Raw genomic sequence first — 17464 nt, forward strand, 5'->3', positions numbered from 1 at the left:
AGGACGTCAACGAAATCCAGCAGCGTCCCCTGCCCTCGCATGCGCGACTCGCAGCCTCGGCGCACCTCGTGCGCGAGTCGCGCAATCCGGACGGACTGCGCGCGACGCTCGAACACTACTTCGGCGTCCCAGTTGTGATCGAGGAGAACGTGTTTCACTGGATCGCGATCGATCCCGCTGATCAGGGACGCATGGGCCGACCGGGGCCGGCCGCGACGATGGGACACGGCGCCATGCTCGGCCGCGTCGCGCCAGATCGCCAGCACCGGTTCCGTATCGTCATCGGCCCGGTCGATCTCGACGCGTATCTGCGTTTCACGCCCCAGGGCGAGGATCTGCCGAGGCTCGTTGAATGGGTGCGGGCGTTCGTCGGCCATGAACTGGAATGGGAACTCGAGCTGCGCATCCGGCCCGAGAGCGCGCCGCCGGCCGTGATGGGCGGCGAGCAGCGCATGGGCTGGTCTGGGTGGCTGGGCCGCCCGAGCCCCCACAAACCGATTACCGGCATGCGCTTCGAGCCTGAGCGCTACGTTCGGTACTTCAATCGCCGCGCCACCGAATCTGAAAATCGACCATGAGCAAGAAACCATCCGTTCAGCGGGCAGACTCCGGCAAAGCCCCTGCCGGGCGCGCGCCCCATCATGACTGGCTTGCGCCTGTGAGCGACGTCGCACCGTGCGGCCCGGACCTCGAATACGACCACGATTTCGTCGTACTCTTCGCGAACGCGGCGCCCAGACAGGACGCGCAGTACGGCGCATTCGTCGGCACACCCGATCCCGTCAGCTGGAGTGAAGTCGAGCGCGATTGCCGGCGACTGATGATGCGCACCAAGGACGTCCGTGTCGCCGTGCTTTATACCCGTTGCCGCACTCGACTGGCTGGCGCGTCAGGTCTCGCGGAAGGCACGGGGCTCCTCACCGCCTGGCTGGACACGTTTACAGACAGCGTTCATCCACAGCCCGACGTCGACGGAGAACGCAGCGCTGCACTCGAAATGCGGATGAATGCACTGCAGGCGCTCGCCGACCCCGAGGGACTGCTCGCCGACGTGCGCGAAATGGTGCTCACGAAATCGACCGTGACGCGCCTGCAGGTCCGCGACGTCGAGCGAGCGTTTGCACATCCGAGACCGGCCGATGCGCTCGCGCCGGATTCTGTCGCGCAGCAGCTTCACGACCTTCGCACGCACCAACCTACCGTCATGGCGGGCTTCGACGAGGCAATCGCGAATCTTGCCGCGATCGATGACTGGTGCACCCGTCATCTTGAAGCGTACCAGCCAGACCTGTCGCCGGTGACACGGCTACTCAGCAGGTTAGGCGCGCCTGCGTCGCTGGCTGCAGCCGAACCCGATGTGCAATCCACCGAAGCGGCTCCCGTCACGGACGAGGTCGGCGAACACGAAGCGATAGCCACGCCCAAACCGGCGAATACCGCACCTGTTGGCGTTCCCGACACCACGACGATGCAATCCGGCTCTGCGCCGGCTGACCGCCAGGCGGCGCTTGCGTTGATCCGCACGGCCCGCGCGTGGTTCGAAGCCCACGAACCGAGCAGTCCGATTCCGGTGTTGCTCAGGCGCGCCGAACAGTTCGTCGGCAAACGCTATGCCGACATCGTCAAGGCGATTCCCGCGGATCTTCTTGCACAGTGGGAAGATGCCGATGCGTCTTGAAAACGCTGCACGACAAACGTATACGACGAGACGGAAGACAGAAACATGAGCGACCAGCACTATTCGGCAGGCATTGGCGAGCTAAAGCGAGTCGTCTGGCAACGCACGCGCGAGCCGGTTGAGAAAGAAACACGCCGGACAGCGCCGCGCTGGCTGCTGCGCGCATCGATCGCAGCGATCCTCGTGTCGGTGTTCGCCACCTGGGCGTGTCTCGATGCGATATTGGTTCACACAGCCACTGCTGTTCCGGTCCGCCACTGAACGTAACGATGACACAGCGAACCTTCACGACCGCGGCTGTGCTAATCGTCGCGACCTCGATGCTCCTCCTGTGCGACGGCGCCGCGTGCGCAGAGTATCGCGAACAATGGATGAGCGAGACGGCGCTGCAGCACGAGGCGCAACAGCATGCGTCAGCCACAACCCGAACGAGCAACACCGCCCATGGGTCGGGCCGTAAAACCGGCGCGGCGACCGAAGGCGGGAGCCATGCCCGCCGTCGCGTCGGTCCGACGGACAGCGACCCGATCGCCGCATTTGCGTCGGCCGCCATGAAACCACTCACTGTGAATTCACACACAGCTCGAACCCCGGACGCACCCGGACTTGACCGACGCTCCGTGACAACCAGCACTTCGAAACTAGCACGAGGTGCGCCGAACAATTCGGCGGCAGGCAGATCGTCAAGCTCATCCAAGCGGTCCCGACTAAGCTCCTGACACGGTGGCTGAGCGCTAATGTCGCTCAGCAAACCAAGCCTATTCACCCTTCAACCTTGAACTACTCCGATTACGAACATGAATTCCAGCCATACGCCGCCAGACGGCGAGAGTCGTAGAAAAGGGACAACATCACAGCACATTGCGGCCCAAACCGTACATGACGCCTCCAAGCTCGCTCGCACCAGCGGCGCACTGAGATGGGGCCAGGGGCTGATCGCGACCATTCTTGCATTGGTGTTGGCCTTCCTTTGCCTGCTGGGCGTACTGGCATTTCATTTTCCTCAATACCTCACGACGCCGGAACTGCGCCACGTTTATTCCGTCGACACGATGCGAACCCTTCTCTTCGCGGCATTGATCGTCTCGGGCGGCCTGGCGCTCGCCAGTATCGTGCTGGGTAACCGGCGGCGGCTTAATGGACTTGCCTTTGTCCTGGTACTGGCTGCGGTGACGCTGGGCGGCTCGCGTGTGTCGGTGGGTGATTTCCCCGACCACACGCCGTACATCGGACTCGACTGGTTCATTCTCGATCTGCTGGGTTCGACCACGATCTTCATCCTGCTCGAGAAGGCATTCCCGCTCTATCGCAATCAACCGGTCTTCCGCGCCGAATGGCAAACCGATATGGCTCATTTTGCCGTCAACCACTTCATCGTCGGCCTGGTACTGCTAGTGGTAAATTTTTTGATTCATCACGTGTTCGGCTGGATGGTCAATGCCGAATTCCAGCAGATGGTGCAGCACATCTGGTTCCTCCCGCAGTTGCTGCTCTGCATGCTGGTGGCAGACCTGATGGAGTACGTCACGCACCGCGCATATCACGAGGTGCCATTCCTGTGGCGCTTTCATGCCGTGCACCACAGCGTCAAGACGATGGACTGGCTGGCCGGGTCCCGTCAGCACATTCTTGAGTTGGTCGTCACACGCGTGGCCGTGCTGGGTCCGTTGTTCGTGCTTGGATTCGACAAGACGGTGGTCGACATCTACATCATCATCGTCGGCTTCCAGGCCGTGTTCAATCATGCCAATGTACATCTGCCGTGGGGACCGCTCCGATACATCTTCGTGACACCGGACTTCCATCACTGGCATCACTCTTCGGAAGACGAGGCGATTGACAAGAACTACGCTGCCCACTTCTCGTTCATCGATTACATATTCGGCACTTCCGTGAAATCGAAGCGCGCGTTTCCAGAAAAGTATGGCGTGGTGGGTGACTACGTACCTGACGGCTTCATCAAGCAGCAGCGCTTTCCGTTTCGTCGCGACAACACAAGGACAGATGTGGCGCAATCGTGATTGCTGTCGCCGCAATCACATAACGCGTGCATTGGCCAATCTCGTTCAATGACGCGGCGACGTCAGGCTCGGCTCTGAGTAGTTAGATAACTGTGCAAGTCGGAGCCGGCACGTCCTGACGGATCAATCGGCACTTTTATTTGTCGCGGTGGTTCATCGTGCGATTGCAGGAACGCGTGACGTGCCCCCCAGGAAATGGACCAGCCGGAGCCCGGCCTGTTCCGACAATAAAATCACTTATATGTCACTCATCCATACCCTCCGTCAACGAATCATGGGTGGCCACGTCGCGGTGCTCGCGATCGCTGCCATGTTGGCGGGCCTGATGTTCCTGACAAAACCCCATCAGGTCACCCCCCCGTCCAAAAATGTTCGCATCACGTTCGGCATTCGCGACCTCTATGCGCCGTTTCTCACAACCAAGGAGAATGCCGAAGTACTGAGCAGTCTGTCGACACGTACCAAGGTTATTGCAACTTATACCCACACAACCCATTCGTTTCATCTGCTCGGCTGCGAAGTCGGCGTTGGCTGCTGGCCCGCACCGCACTGGAGCGAAGATTCAACGGAACAGAACCGGGCATTACCGACCACGATCGCGGCAGACGCAAATCCCGGCGCACCACGCGCCTTTAGCGTCGAAATGCCTGCGGCTCTTGAGGGCGGATATGTGCTCTCGGGTCTCTATTTGGAAGTGCCTGCCAATACGCTCTACCAACAGCCAAGCTATCGCTCGCTCGTCAAGAAGATTACGGCGACGCCCTCCGCTCTTGATCGCGATCCGCCCGACCCGGCGTTCGAATACCTGGTCCATTTTGAGGATTACGACCCGTCGCAGACGCGAGGCGACGATCAGGACTGCCTGTTCCTCTCAACACCATCGGGTTTTCCGGAGATCCGAATCCCGGTTGTGGTTCAACTCAGTACCGATTCGAAACGGATGTCATTGGAGCGTCTGATGCACGACACTTGCCCGCTAGTGGGCGAAGACTTTGGCAGTCAAGCCGGCGCTGCACACGGCCATCTGCCACCAAGCAGAATCGCCGCCGCACAGGTCAAGATCGATCTCGAAGGCGTTCATGATGCGGCCCGACTCGGTGGCCCTCTTCCTGTCTCCGAAGGCATGACGCGCTGGTTCCGTCGCAGTAGCGAGGGCGCGTATGCGGACTTGACTGAATTCGGTCCGCTCCTGCAACTGTCGATGCGCGTGCGCGGCGATAACGCACACCCGGCGTACAACGTGCTGCCAATCCGGACTGAGAGATGGACTTTTTTCAACGATGAACTCGTCGGCTATTCCGGCGACATTTACTACGACACGCAGGCAGCCACGGTGGAAGACATGAACACCATTCACTGGGATCAGTACTTTCACGACGGCAAATCTGTCTGGACGAAGATGGAGCCGACACATTGTGACGAGCAGGGCTGTAAGGACGCGCAAGCCGAAATTCTCGCTGAAATGTCAAAACCGTACGATGCGTTACAAGCTGAAGCACGGTCATATGTGCAACTACGTGGCGCGCTCAGACCAGAAAGGCCCTGACGCACCGACGACAATCGGTGGACGAATGTCGTAGCAGGTCGAGTCATTACGGAAAAATATCCAGACACATGAACTCGAAATATCGCAATGTCTGCACAACGAAAAACACTTTTGAAATGATGGTGATGCCAGGCAATCGATCGACAGTGGTAAAGCGCCTCTGTCTGGCAGCCTTGGCGGCGCAGGTCTTGGCAGGCGGCAGCACATACGCGACGAGCAGTGAGATGTCGCCGATGCAATGCGGACAGCCGCTTGCACAGCGCTTGACGCAGGCTGCGATTGCCTCACCTGGCGCCGTGCAGCAGGACGGTTCTCTTTACGGCATGCAGCGTTGGACCGTGGCCACGCGAGCGAGCTATGTCGGTCTGCAATTTCCAGGGCTGCTCTCGTGCGCGTACACGGTGAGCGCGATCTTCCGGGCAGCGTGTCATCCAATCGGCACTCTTGCTTCGGTTTCGGCTATCGACTCTGCCTTGTCGCGCTGGCCGAAGATCGTGAAAATCGAAGACCTTAAGCCCGGTGACGTTGTGTTCTGGCGACCAAGGCACACTGGCATAGTGCGATGTCCAAATACTCATTGGCACGTCGGTATCGCCGTCGGTGACGGGCGGACAGTCGATAATGACTGGTGGTCAGGGAAGCCGGAAGAACATTCCGTGAGCCGGCTATGTTCGACATTCGCATATGCGCGTCGCGCTCCGTGAGCGTGCGAGTGGTTATCAATGTCAATGCAACCGGCATTTGATGAGCCTGCCGCCTGTGGGCATACTGACGTACGACGCGCGATTGGACGGCACAGCTTCACTGATCGAGCCGCGTTACTCTTGAGAGGGGGAGCAAATATGGCATTGCCTCGCGATCTCGCGGCTACCAACGAAGCCGATCTAAATGCGTTAGTTGCCGATCAGGTGAGTGAAGGCACTTATCTGGACATCAAACGCGAGCTTCCACGGCCGGACGGCGGCGGGCGTCACGAATTCCTGGCGGACGTTTCTGCATTCGCAAATAGCTCCGGCGGCGATCTCATCTACGGCATGGATGAAGACGGGCAAGGGCGTGCGGCGGCTGTCGTTCCCCAGCCCGGTAATTCGGATGAAGAGGCTCGCCGCCTGCAAGATGTCTTGATGAACGGCATCGAGCCGCGGATACCAGGCCTTCAGGTCCAGCCTGTCCCTGTCGATGGGGGATTTGTCGTGGTGATCCGTGTGCCTCAAAGCTGGGCGGGCCCTCATCGCGTGAAGTCGAATCAACATTTCTTTATTCGCGAGAACGGCCGTAAGCGGCAACTGGACATCCCGGAAATTCGCGGCCTGTTTGTGCACTCCGTCCAGCAGGCAGAACGCGTCCGGAACTTCCGCACTGAGCGGCTGGGGAAACTACTTGCGGGAGAAGCTGCCCATCGGCTTGTGCCTGGCGTCATCCTGGTCGGTCACTTCGTCCCCACTCAGGCAGCGCTCGGAGCAGTACAAATTGATCCTATTCCATACTTGCGTGATCGCACGCTTCCTGTATTGGGCGCGACGATGCCGATCGCACGCGTGAATGCGGACGGCGCCCTCGTCGTGCGCAACCCAGGGCCTGAAGGTACACACGGATACTCACAGCTCTTTCGCAACGGTTTTTTCGAGACGGTCAAGGTTCTCCAGTTCGTTGATCGGGGGCGAACCGGATTGGGCAGCATTGCTTACGAAGATCACTTCATTGAGCTATTGCGACGTATTAGGAACGAGTACGCGCATCTCAACATCGGTATCGAAATGACCTGCATGATTTCCATCTTGAACGCCGATCGCGCCGAACTCGGACTGGAGCGCGTGCGCTACGTGCTTGACGACCACCAGGGCTACTTTGATCGAAAAAATCTTGTGTTGCCTGATGTACTGTTGCCGTCGGAACTAGCGGCTGAACGAGCATTAAGGCCCGTCTTCGACCTCGTGTGGCAGTCGGCAGGAATGGAGCGTTCGTTAAATTACAACGAGGGCGGGGAACGAATTGATAGGCGTTGAGACAACACCAGTAGCTTCACCATGGGCTTGAGTCCCAAGGTGCACCGGGGGGCGCTATGAACGGATTAAATATCGGGATCGACGACAACACATCCCTCTTCTACGAAGGCTCGCTGAGCCTGTATGGGCATGCGATCTGGCCGTCGCCGTTCATGTCGCTGGTATCCCATATCGGAGAACTGGCGGCCTGGAGGCGCGATCGAACAGTCGTGCGCCTGACAGACGCACCGATGCTGTTTCGCGAAGATTCGTTCGACCCAGTTGCACGCGTGAGGCGCGGTCGGCTGTATATCCGTCGTCAGCAGGTAAACCCCGCGAATTGGCGCGTCCAGAGACACCCTGCGTATGCCACCTCCGGCTTGAGCATCTCAACGAACGGAGATGGTTACGGCGTTCCAGACGAGCGCGGATTTTTTTCGATGGAGCTTACGACCTTCGAATCATGGCGTGTATCGGAAGAGTTTCTCAAGAAGCGCCGCAATGCTGTGTTGGTCATGGGTTCCGGCGATCGCGCGATGGTGCATTCAGTCCTTGATGTCGAGCGGTTGGCGACGGGTGAGGAATTGATCACCGTTCGAACGCGTCCCAGCTTGAGCGGATTACCGGAATTAATCGTTGAACTGATTCCCGAGGCATATAGGAAACTCGTCCTGGAGCAGTACGAGAAGGCTGCCAGCTCCGCTTTCCGCGACGATGCGGAAAGCGTCATCGATCGATGCCGTGAAGCTGCCACCGCAGCACTGCACGCGGAGCGTGATACTGTTGAAGAAGGGAAAGTTGCGAAGGTGCAGGATCTGGCAAAACTGGGCGATTTCTTCTCGTCGCAAACGAGGGACATCCTCGGCAATACGGCCAAGATTCTCGCCAGGATGCACTCGCGCGGGAAGTCGGCCGAGCAGATCAAGAGGGATACCATGCCGCCCAGCGAAGCCGATGCGGAAACCTCCATTGCATTGCTCGGTATGATCTACAGAGAGCTACGCTGGACACGCTGATAGCCTGCGGTCCGTCCAACCAACGGGAGCACGTCGATAGCCGCGTGATGGTTCTCGAAATGCGTCCGCGGCGTGGGACGCGCATCCGGACGATTCCCCTTCGAGATCTATTACACCGCTATTCACTCTTCGAACGGATTTTTGATCTTGCCCCTTCGTGCAGCAGGCTCCTCGCGGACGCGTTCGGGCAACGCGGCATCGTGCTGAAGCACGTCGAGGATGCTCGCGATCGCCTGTTGCAGCGCAAGCGCGGCGGCGAGCCCGGCCTTGTCGCGCGTCAGCTCCAACGTGCCCGACAATACGATGCGCTCAGGATCGTTGGTCACGGTGAGCGCGTCGCCGTGAATGTTCACGACGGTCGCGTCATCTGCAAACGCCTTAAACTCCATTCAGACCTCCGATGCGTGTGTCCTTCAGCGACTCAGGAATGCCGGGGAATCGCAAGCCGCTTTGTGCCTCAAGCTCATGTACCGTCGCGATCGTGTAGCGCTTGGTTGCGGTGTTATTAGCGACGACTGCGAACGCGAGCCGCTTCTGAGGTACATAGACTACCTTGAAAATCTGGGTTGGAACGATGACGCCAGATTTGCCGATCGTCGTCAATTCTGCCCCCTTGAACAGCGGCCCCGTGACAACGTATGTGTCCGTCGCGCGCAGCGCGATCCGGCGAACCGCTTCCTCAATGTGTGCCCACAGGTGACGATTGTTCGTCGGATTCTGCGGCACCATGTTTGCAAGCGTAAACGATTCGGCCATTGCCCGATCATTCCAACGATCTCCAGCTGGACTCATGTGCCCGCGATCGTAGCCACTTTTGCGGTAGTCCGTGAGCCGCGCGCCTTCTCCGTTGGGTAACCGCGACTCTTCGAAGAATCGGTTCGTGCGAATCTCGTTCTTCGCCGCCGCCAGATGAGTACGGGTCAGGTGTTCCGCCGACCAGAGCGGTCCGTGCGTGATGCTCGCGTGCAACACCTCAAAATCTGAATAGCACAGGAGGCGCGTCTTCGCCGCTATCCGCGGATTGACGACGACCGGGGATTTGCCTTTTGGACTGAACTGCGTGCAGGAGTTGGAAGCGAAGGTGTGCGTGGCGAGCACCATCAGCACGCAGGCGAAAATTTTCCGCATAGAAACTGCATTGAGTGAGGAGCCGCGAAGTATACGGCGGAACCCCACCACTGACCGCAATACCGGAGCGCAATTCGCTTCGGCAATCCGGTAGGCAACGGCGATACGACAGCAGTGACATGAGGGCAAGGGGCGAAGAAGAATCCTATGGTTCATCGTTCCTTTCAAGGAGTACATCGTGACATGCTCACAACAATCCCTTTCCTCGGCGCTCACCGCGCTGGGGAATGCAATCACTGATCTCGGCCCTGGGCTTCAAGCTATAGCCGCAAAAGCCACCAGCGCGGAGACGACGGCAGACGCCGCGATCCCCAAGTCGCAGGCGGGCACCGCGCCCGGCGATGTTGTTGTGCTCGACGCCAGCGGCAGATTGCCGGCAGTCGATGGAAGCCAGCTCATCGACCTCCTGTTGCCGCATGGCATCCTGCCCGTGCTGACGATCGAACTCGGTCACGGCGCGCAAGCCAATGGTGGTCGCGGTATCGACATGGGCAATTGGTACCAGCTCGATTTCCGCGTCGGCGTCTCGGCGGCCAATGGCTTCGAGTACACCGCGAATGCCGATGGCACGATTTCCATTCTCTCCGGCGTCTATCTGGTGTCGGGTAGTGCAAAGATTCTTGCAACGTCGACCGATACATACCAGTTGCCAGCGCAGATGTATTTCGCGGTTGGTCAAGGCTACGCGTATCCGGGCGTGTACCAGGACGCCGTCCAGCAATATCCGGATGTACCGGTAGGTAGCGCTTCGGTCTCCGGCGTGCTCGGCTCCCTGCACATGAGCGGCGTGCAGGCGAACTGGGGAAGCAGTAACCCGCTGTGGATGGGCTTTGCGAAAGTGCTCGGCTCGCAGAATCAGACGCCGCTCGCGTTGCAGGGTTACATGTCGATCGTCAAGATCGGGTGATCGATGAGCGGATTTGGGGCCGACCGGATCTCGATCGTCAGAGAATCCGAAGATTTCGGATTTTCCCGATCTGCGGCGAGCGCTTCAGGATCAGTTCGGTGATGTATTCGGGCAGCAGCGCGCGAGGCACGTTGGCCGGTACGTTTTCCACGAACTGCGACGGAACATGGGTAATGAAGTCATCCGGTCTGTCCTTCAGACTGTGTTCGTAGCTGACGCGGTAATCCATGCTCTGCTGACCCCGTAGTGCTGCAAGTTTGGTGCTGAATTCTATCAGCCCGCGAAACTGGAGGTTGACGGGCACCATGATCGTCGATGAACAAAAGAAAACGACTGATCAGGACCGCAGGTGCGCCTGGGCGCACCTGCTTATGCCTCACCGCGAACCCGCTTTAGCCAGGACGCTTTTCAGCTGCGCACCACGACCGCCACTCGTCGAGCCGCACGACAGAAGTAAAGGGACTGCACCTCCTGCCGATAACTATGAAAGCGCGTCGGATTTGCCGATGCGATGTATCAAGCGACAACCATTTGCCGAACGAGGAAATAAAAATGACGTGGCATGTTTATTCAATGTCGAAACCCGATGGTCGATTCCACTGGATGCGAACCTTCGCCGAATTGCGCAGGGAACTGGCCGAAGACGGCGCAGACGAGTTCATCGGTGGTGTTCTGGACATCGAATACGAAGCTGCGATGGAGGCGGCCACGGCGTCGGGATGGTCGGGCGATTTTCATGACGAGCCGCACGCATTTATCTTGCCGAGTGCAGACACCATGCGGTTTGGCTTGATCTGGACGCAGCCCGACAACGAGCTGACCACCTTCGTGGTGTCGCCGCAGCCGCTGCCGTGGCTGGGTGAGCCGATGGAATAAGCGTTACCAGGGCATGTTCGTTTTGTGCGGGCAGCGCGGTGCCCCCTCGCCGCGACTGGTTGAGTAGTGTGCCGTGGGTGGCGCAGTTGCCGCGCGTGTCGGTTGCTGCATGAGCGCTGCGACGGGCTGCACGCTAAAGTGTGCGGTCGTTGCATTTTGACTGCGCCCAGTCCGAGGGTTTGCATGCGGGCCTTCAGCGAACACCCTGTGTAAACTCGCCGGCCACGATTTGGTCGAGTGGCTTCGGCTATCCTAGGAGCGGGTGCGGCCAGAATCGGTCATTGCGAGACGACCGGTATTTGACCTGCCCGCGCTCATCCTGCGATCAATCAAGGGGTGTTCAAGAAGGGAAACTGTTCGTATGCGATAGACTCGATTTCGTTAAATATTGCTTGATCGCCTGCGGCACGCCCCGCAGGGTGCTTGGCAATCGTCAGGTAGTAGTTCTGGCCGCTGTGTTTGGCAAATACGATCCACTCGCCGGTCAGCTTGTTCTGGCTTTCCCGTTCCAGGAGGGCTCCCTCGGTCACCTCATGCACAAGCTCGCGGATCATGTCTTTCGTGATTACGGATGACCTGGCAGGATCGGCCACACGGTTGACTACCTCGGTGAGCTTCTTTGGGGTCATTTGAGTTGCGATATTCTGTTCCACGAACAGATCGGAAAAGAAATGCTTATGCCAAAGCCCCTTCAGCGGCGCTTGACTGAATTCGCTGGGAGGCTTGGTGTTGAGTGCCCCGTTAGGCTGCCCTTCTAACGACTTGAGTTCCTCGAGGACGAAACGAGGATCAAGGCTATCGAAGGTTTCGTGCAGAAACAGTTTGAATGCGAACAGCTTCGAATACCTACCGGCTGCAATTTCGTCAAGCCCCCTGGCCTCGGCATATTTCGCTACGTCTTCGTGCTTGACTTCAATCTGCGTTCCGTCCTGAAGCGTGGTCTTGAATGTTGCCACCTATAACCTCTAATTTAGGTATGTGATATTTGATAAGCGCTTTTCTTCGTTGCCCGTAAGCGGCAGTGGCGTAAGTATGAATCTGATCGACCGCCTTCGGAAACCAATTTTCGTTCGTTGACGATCCGTGTTAGCTCGGCAAGCGACATCCCGGAAATCTCCGAAGAACAAAAAAAATGGCAAGGAGCGATGGCAGGTGCGACAGAGCGCACCTGCTGGCAGCATCTCCGGAACGAGCCTCAGTTTTGGCGTTCACCTCCCGCATTCGGCTTCTCTTCAGGTTTGTGCAGGTTGGCATGAAAGCCCGTGCGCCGGATGACGTCGAGCAGATCTGATGCGGGTGCCGCACTGAACGCGACCTCCGCGAGCAGCCGGGTGCGCTCGGTACGGATGCCGGTAGTCAGCTTCGCGCGTAGTGCGTCTGCCTGCGCGAAGCCATGCTGCGTGACAAACGCAAGCAGTGTATCGATCAGCTCAAGCGCGCGTTCTCGTCCCCAGGGCGGCGTCTCGCTCGCGCAGGCCGTTTTGCCGGCCAGCAGGAACAACGTGGCCGCGGCGACGTGGAGAGGTTCATCGGGAGGCAGGTCGCTTCGTTTTGCATCCATCGCTTCAGGCGTGTCCGTAATCGTCGTGCCTGGTTATCGGCAGCGAACGCCCGCCGCCGCAGGGCAGGCAGCAGGCGACCTGGTCAGCCGCCGACAGGTCACCGCGCCGCCTGCCATCCGTTGTCCGTCTTGATCATGTCCAGCGTCTGCGTGAATTCCACGTCGACGTCGTCGGCCAGATCCACCCACTTTCCCTTGAAAAAGTTGCCGAGAAACGGATAGCTCACGTTGGGACACGCCTGTCGGATACGGCCCTGGAAGAAGCTGGCGGGGTTGATCTGATTCACCTGGCTTGCCAGATTGCCAACCTCGATCCCTTCGTCAAGCATCGGCTTGTATTCGTCCTGATGCTGCTGCTCGAATGCACGTCCGGCATCGAGATCGTTGGAGTTGGCGTCCACATACGCCTGCTTCCGGTTGTAGAAATCTGTCGACTTCCGTTCGGCGTCGGCTTTCATGGATTGATACCGGTCGTAAAGCGCGCTCCATTGCTTCACCCGGTCCTTGACTTCGCTGTCGGGCGACATGCGAACCGTGTACTTCACGTCGACCCGATAGTCGTTGCTGGTGTCGCCGGGAATGCCGTTTACCTTCTGGAAGTCCCTGAGCTCGAAGTACTTGCAGTTCCCGAGCGCGCTCGTAACGGCCTGCTCTGCATCGCCTTCCGAAGGCGCGCTGTGTCCGCACGCCGAAAGAATTGCGGTCGTGGCGACACCCAACACGAGACGTGTGATTCCTGTATTGCGTCTGTTCTTCATGATTTCTTTTCCTGTTGTAGTGGTGTTGAAGTTGTGGGCGTTTTGTGGCGTCCGGCGTGTGCCGGAGAACCGGGATAAAAAAATGCCGACCGGCGAACCGGTCGGCGAAAGGGTTCTGGCGATCCGAGGGCCAGCGTGCCTTGCCAGAACCAGGCACAACATCGCAGGGCGGACCTTTTGACGAACATCGTTCGTTATGTAGCGTTTACTCGACAACCAAGGACGCAACAAAGCTCGCCTCGATCGGGCATGGACGGTCCAGCATCCATGTCAGTGGCCATCGGCGCAGATTTGTTTGTAGAGTATATACGACTACAATTGACGAGTTTACAGCGTCGTTGATCAGTCGACAGGCGGGCATCCTGCACGCCATGACTACCAGGCGCCCCACCCCATCGTTGTCCCGCCCGGCCCCGATCTCGATTGCCCTTGGCAAGCGGATCAAGGTATGCCGGCATGCGGTCGAGAAATCGCAGGAAACGCTTGCCTTCGAGGCACACGTCGACCGGACGTACATCTCGGCGATCGAGCGCGGCATTGCGAACCCATCGGTCGAGACGCTCGCGAACATCTGCTATTCGCTGAACGTGACGCTTTCGGAACTGTTCGCACCGCTGGACGGGGTATCGCTGAAGCCGACCGGCCAGCGTCGCGCGAACGCGGCGACGCCACCGGAAATCAAGCGCAGCCGCCTGCGCTAATTACGCCCCCGTTTGGGGTGGCTCGACAGTGCGGATCGACAGCGCGCCTTCGGGTGTCACCGCACGCGAGGCAGTAACCGAGCGATAGCGGAGCACTTCATCTGCATGGCAATCGAGACGCGCGTTGAAGCCCGCCAGTCCGGGATCGTCGCCGGCAGGATCGATCAGCAACAGTGCGTGGGGTTCGAAGGTGCGTCCATGCTGATGACCTTCTATACCGGTAACGAGCGCCGCATGTGCCTGGACGGGATGCCGCTGCTGCCAGCCGAGGACGACGGGCCAGCCTGCCCGTAATTCGCTCTCGCAGAAGCGCACGAGGCGGGATGCCGGCCCGCCTCCCTCAACGGTACGCAGACCTAGATTCAGTTCCGCGATGAAACCCGCCAGTTCGGACAGCGTTAGCCCGTGAAGATAATGCGGCCACGCGTGGTCCCAGACGGTGCGCTCGGGGCCGTCTCCGTGATACGGCAGACACACGGGATCGCCGATCCTCCCCAGCAGCGCAAGCGCCATGGCCACGCAGTGCAACGTGCTGCCGCCGTCCCAGTGCCCCTGACGGCTGAAGAGCGGATTGCCAGAACTGATAGGTGTCAGGCGCTTTCCGAATCGAAGCGCTGGATGAAATTTCTGGATCAGCATGTCAGTAGTCGCCCGGTAACAGGAATGTTGTGGCCGAGCGGTCCCATTCGGTGATAACCCAGACGGTTTGCCGGTTAGGGAGAACGTAGCTGGACAGCAGGCGCAGCCCGGTGTCGACCGACAGCTCGTTCTGCTGTCGGTCGGACTCGGACAGGTCGCCCCAGTCGCCGCGGATGTGACGGATCAGCAGGTCTATGATCGAAACGTTGGCATCGGCGATGACTTCCAGTGCGGCGGGTGTGGCGTAAATGCGGCCCGGCTTGAAGCGCGGCCCGGCGTAGTACGTCGAAGGCAGATTCATGGTGTAGGTCTCCGGAAGACAGGCGCACACGACCCTCCGGCAAAGCCGGATACAAGGTCGCTAGAACGAGGGAAATAGGGCTGCGACGCAGGACGCGTCTGAGGGGGACTACCGCGCTTCCGAGGCCAGCGCGTTCGGGTAGTGCTTCGCGAGAATGCGGTTCATCTTCCCGACCAGATCGGGCCGCTCGAAGGTCAGGTGTCCGTTGCCGTTCTTGAACCAGCGCAGCTGGAAGTACGCGTGTTCGGTTTCGGCGCGCCGCTCTCGCTGCGCATCCGAGATCAGGTAATACGCTCCGTGCCGGTGATCAGGCTCGGGCTGGCCGTCGAGCACACAGAACGCTCGGATGAGGTCGTCCAGTTCGTTGGTGACGCGATGATTGGCACTGCCCCCGGAGAGCAGGTACTTCACGATGATTTTCTTGCCGAACTTGAACGGCTGATTGGACTTGTAATCCCACGAGAGCCGCCGAAAACACTGCAGCACGCCGCGTTCGAACATGTCGCCGCGCGCGCCGTAAAGCTGCGTGAACGTGGCTTCGATGTTGGCGGCGGTGAGTTCGGGCACGTCGCCGTCGGCAAGCTGCCGGTCCCACTGTTCACGGGCGCTGGCGTCCATGAAGGTGCGCAGGCCCGACTCCGACAGCAGGTAGCTCCAGCCGCGCACGTCGATCACGCGCGTGATGGCGCCTTCGGCTTCGCCGCGTTTCGCATATTCCCCGGTGATGGTCGGCCTGCCGCGACAGGCATAGGCGTCATCGAGCACGAGCCGCGGAAAGCCGAGGTGCGCCGTCTTCGCGAGCTGTTCGGCTTCGTTGAGCAGATCGAGCGCGCGACGGACGCGTTCGACGACGGCGATGCGCTGGTTGGCGAGATTGGCGATGCTAATGCTTTTGACAAGATCGGTGGTGTCCATAGTCGATGTGGTTGAAGCGCGCCGCAGCAGGCGCGAGGGTCAGCCGGTCGTCAGCCGTGTCGAGGCCTGCCCGGTTTGAGGGAGCGGACCGGAAGCGGCCCGCGGTGAGCGCGCGGAGTCCCGCCCGGGGGGCGGGACATGCACGGCCGGATCGATCCGCTGCTGTCCGGCATAGCCGCCAAGCAGGTAAGGCAGCGGGTGGACGTGGGAAGCATTCACGATGTGTTCTCCGGTAACGGGCGTGCGACGGCCTCCGGACGGGCCGGACGTGTGACGCGTGAGGGCAAAGGGAAAAACGGGATCGCCGGGCGCAGGCCCGGCTTATGCCGTCGGGGCGAGTCCGGCGAGCTGGCGGCGCAGTGCTGTCGCCCTCGCCTGAGAACAGTTGAGATGTCTGCGGATGTCCGCGACGGTCGGGCGTACGCGACCGGCCGCGATGTCGCGAACCAGTCCGGTCAGGTCGTCATCGCGTGATCCGGTCTTTGGTAACGGCGTGACGGGATCGTCCCGGGGCGCGTGACTGTCCGTCATAACGGCGTGACGCTGCGTGACGGCTTCGCTACGAACGGTTCCATCGGCTTGACTCACCGCTACTGCCGTTACTGCTGGTTGGGTCACGCGAGTCACGTCCATGACTGGTTCCGCCAGCGGCGTGACTTCCGACGGAGTCACGGCAGATACCGGGGACGGTAGCGACACTGGCCGGAGTGCGACGGTCCACAGCAGGCAGGCAGTGCCCTCCAACACAGCCGCGAATGCCAGTCCCGACAGCAGGTCGACGCGCGCCGTACTCACACCGAGTAACGTTGCGAGTCGCGACGTGACTGGATCGGCGAGTAACGCGTCGCGCCGGGTCGTGACCCGGTCACGTTCGGCTTCGACGCGTCGGACGTCGTCTGCTTCGGCATTCAGCGCATCGAGTTTCGCGGCGAGCGTCGTGCGACGCGCTTCCAGCCCTGGACAGTCACGCGAACAACGTTGCGTTTGCGCGAACGCAAGCTGCCGCGTCACGTTGGCTCGATCCGCCATGACGGCCGTGAGATTGCGACCGGACGTTGTGACTTCAACGCTTGCCACGGCAGATGCCCGCAGTTCCCCGGCATGCTGCTGGGCCGTCACGAAGAACACTGCATGTCCATAGCACGCGGACGCCAGACAGGCACCCCATAACAGGCTACCTGTGCCACGGACAAGCAAAGACGTTTGCCTGAGTAGCGCAGGCAACAGATGCGCGCTCGTGACGAGCACCGTGCCGATTGCCACCCACACGCCCCGCTCAGGCAGCGACCCGCCGCGCTGCCAGCCTGCGAGGATCGACAGGGCCAGCGCGGTAACTGTGGCCGCCGTCGCGAGCCAGACCGTGCATCCGCCAGGCGGGCGCAGCTGGCGAAAGCGTGCTTCACTGCTGTTGATGTTCTCCATAGGCAGAATG

Annotated in this window: 21 protein-coding genes; 11 read left to right on the plus strand and 10 right to left on the minus strand. The window is 60.0% G+C overall.

Annotation, left to right across the window (positions count from 1 at the left end; all coding sequences use genetic code 11):
* The 8 genes from tssG to DPV79_RS27065 all read left to right on the plus strand — a co-directional run.
* A partial coding sequence (tssG, locus tag DPV79_RS27040) for a type VI secretion system baseplate subunit TssG (protein WP_113046930.1) occupies positions 1–578 on the plus strand: 578 nt, incomplete at its 5' end.
* Positions 575–1678, plus strand: coding sequence for a type VI secretion system protein TssA (locus DPV79_RS27045; protein WP_113046931.1), 1104 nt, complete (start codon positions 575–577; stop codon positions 1676–1678). The genes tssG and DPV79_RS27045, both read left to right, overlap by 4 nt.
* Positions 1679–1723: 45 nt before the next feature.
* Entirely contained in the window at positions 1724–1939 is a 216-nt protein-coding gene (locus DPV79_RS42255; protein WP_133295729.1) for a hypothetical protein, read from the plus strand.
* A 599-nt stretch (positions 1940–2538) separates the two neighbouring features.
* Positions 2539–3699 carry a sterol desaturase family protein gene (locus DPV79_RS27050; RefSeq protein ID WP_244321824.1) on the plus strand — a complete coding sequence of 387 codons (1161 nt, stop codon included), beginning with the start codon at positions 2539–2541 and terminating at the stop codon, positions 3697–3699.
* Between the two features lie 241 nt (positions 3700–3940).
* Positions 3941–5245, plus strand: coding sequence for a hypothetical protein (locus tag DPV79_RS27055; protein ID WP_133295730.1), 1305 nt, complete (start codon positions 3941–3943; stop codon positions 5243–5245).
* Positions 5246–5313: 68 nt separating this feature from the next.
* Positions 5314–5949 carry an NlpC/P60 family protein gene (locus DPV79_RS42260; RefSeq protein ID WP_133295731.1) on the plus strand — a complete coding sequence of 212 codons (636 nt, stop codon included), beginning with the start codon at positions 5314–5316 and terminating at the stop codon, positions 5947–5949.
* 138 nt (positions 5950–6087) lie between these two features.
* Complete coding sequence (locus DPV79_RS27060) at positions 6088–7251, plus strand: AlbA family DNA-binding domain-containing protein (RefSeq protein WP_165843578.1); 1164 nt, start codon at positions 6088–6090, stop codon at positions 7249–7251.
* A gap of 56 nt (positions 7252–7307) precedes the next feature.
* Positions 7308–8246 (plus strand): hypothetical protein, encoded by a 939-nt coding sequence (locus DPV79_RS27065; protein ID WP_113046935.1) that lies wholly within the window; start codon positions 7308–7310, stop codon positions 8244–8246.
* Positions 8247–8368: 122 nt separating this feature from the next.
* Here the strand turns inward: DPV79_RS27065 and DPV79_RS27070 are convergent, their stop codons facing one another.
* Together DPV79_RS27070 and DPV79_RS27075 are read right to left on the minus strand one after the other, a co-directional pair.
* Positions 8369–8635: a hypothetical protein gene (locus DPV79_RS27070; protein ID WP_113046936.1), complete on the minus strand. Its 267-nt coding sequence runs from the start codon at positions 8633–8635 to the stop codon at positions 8369–8371.
* On the minus strand, positions 8625–9374 hold the full coding sequence (locus DPV79_RS27075; RefSeq protein ID WP_113046937.1) for a DNA/RNA non-specific endonuclease: 750 nt from the start codon (positions 9372–9374) through the stop codon (positions 8625–8627). Before DPV79_RS27075 ends, DPV79_RS27070 begins: the two co-directional genes overlap by 11 nt.
* A gap of 178 nt (positions 9375–9552) precedes the next feature.
* On the opposite strand from DPV79_RS27075, the gene DPV79_RS27080 reads away from it, so the two are divergent.
* On the plus strand, positions 9553–10281 hold the full coding sequence (locus DPV79_RS27080; RefSeq protein ID WP_113046938.1) for a hypothetical protein: 729 nt from the start codon (positions 9553–9555) through the stop codon (positions 10279–10281).
* Positions 10282–10318: 37 nt separating this feature from the next.
* Here DPV79_RS27080 and DPV79_RS27085 read toward each other — a convergent pair whose 3' ends face one another.
* Positions 10319–10510, minus strand: coding sequence for a hypothetical protein (locus DPV79_RS27085; RefSeq protein ID WP_113046998.1), 192 nt, complete (start codon positions 10508–10510; stop codon positions 10319–10321).
* A gap of 323 nt (positions 10511–10833) precedes the next feature.
* Here DPV79_RS27085 and DPV79_RS27090 point away from each other — a divergent pair, with 323 nt between their 5' ends.
* A complete protein-coding gene (locus DPV79_RS27090) occupies positions 10834–11157 on the plus strand; it encodes a hypothetical protein (RefSeq protein WP_133295732.1) in 324 nt (107 codons plus the stop codon).
* Between the two features lie 329 nt (positions 11158–11486).
* On the opposite strand, the gene DPV79_RS27095 is transcribed toward DPV79_RS27090, so the two are convergent.
* From DPV79_RS27095 to DPV79_RS27105, 3 genes are all read right to left on the minus strand, one after another.
* Positions 11487–12113 carry a hypothetical protein gene (locus DPV79_RS27095; RefSeq protein WP_113046940.1) on the minus strand — a complete coding sequence of 209 codons (627 nt, stop codon included), beginning with the start codon at positions 12111–12113 and terminating at the stop codon, positions 11487–11489.
* 239 nt (positions 12114–12352) lie between these two features.
* The gene (locus DPV79_RS27100) at positions 12353–12718 is read right to left on the minus strand and encodes a hypothetical protein (protein ID WP_113046941.1); all 366 of its coding nucleotides are present in this window, start codon (positions 12716–12718) and stop codon (positions 12353–12355) included.
* A gap of 98 nt (positions 12719–12816) precedes the next feature.
* Positions 12817–13476 carry a hypothetical protein gene (locus DPV79_RS27105; protein WP_133295733.1) on the minus strand — a complete coding sequence of 220 codons (660 nt, stop codon included), beginning with the start codon at positions 13474–13476 and terminating at the stop codon, positions 12817–12819.
* A gap of 359 nt (positions 13477–13835) precedes the next feature.
* Between DPV79_RS27105 and DPV79_RS27110 the strand changes: the two genes are divergently transcribed.
* Positions 13836–14177 carry a helix-turn-helix transcriptional regulator gene (locus tag DPV79_RS27110; protein ID WP_113046999.1) on the plus strand — a complete coding sequence of 114 codons (342 nt, stop codon included), beginning with the start codon at positions 13836–13838 and terminating at the stop codon, positions 14175–14177.
* Here DPV79_RS27110 and DPV79_RS27115 read toward each other — a convergent pair whose 3' ends face one another.
* From DPV79_RS27115 to DPV79_RS27130, 4 genes are all read right to left on the minus strand, one after another.
* Positions 14178–14816, minus strand: coding sequence for a hypothetical protein (locus tag DPV79_RS27115; protein ID WP_113046943.1), 639 nt, complete (start codon positions 14814–14816; stop codon positions 14178–14180).
* 1 nt (position 14817) lies between these two features.
* On the minus strand, positions 14818–15117 hold the full coding sequence (locus tag DPV79_RS27120) for an ACT domain-containing protein (protein ID WP_113046944.1): 300 nt from the start codon (positions 15115–15117) through the stop codon (positions 14818–14820).
* A gap of 108 nt (positions 15118–15225) precedes the next feature.
* Positions 15226–16032, minus strand: a complete 807-nt coding sequence (locus tag DPV79_RS27125) for a DUF4942 domain-containing protein (protein ID WP_113046945.1) — start codon at positions 16030–16032, stop codon at positions 15226–15228.
* 321 nt (positions 16033–16353) lie between these two features.
* A complete protein-coding gene (locus DPV79_RS27130) occupies positions 16354–17454 on the minus strand; it encodes a hypothetical protein (RefSeq protein ID WP_244321817.1) in 1101 nt (366 codons plus the stop codon).
* Between the last annotated feature and the right edge of the window lie 10 nt (positions 17455–17464).

The sequence above is a fragment of the Burkholderia reimsis genome (assembly GCF_003294055.1).
Taxonomy (GTDB): Bacteria; Pseudomonadota; Gammaproteobacteria; order Burkholderiales; family Burkholderiaceae; genus Burkholderia; species Burkholderia cepacia.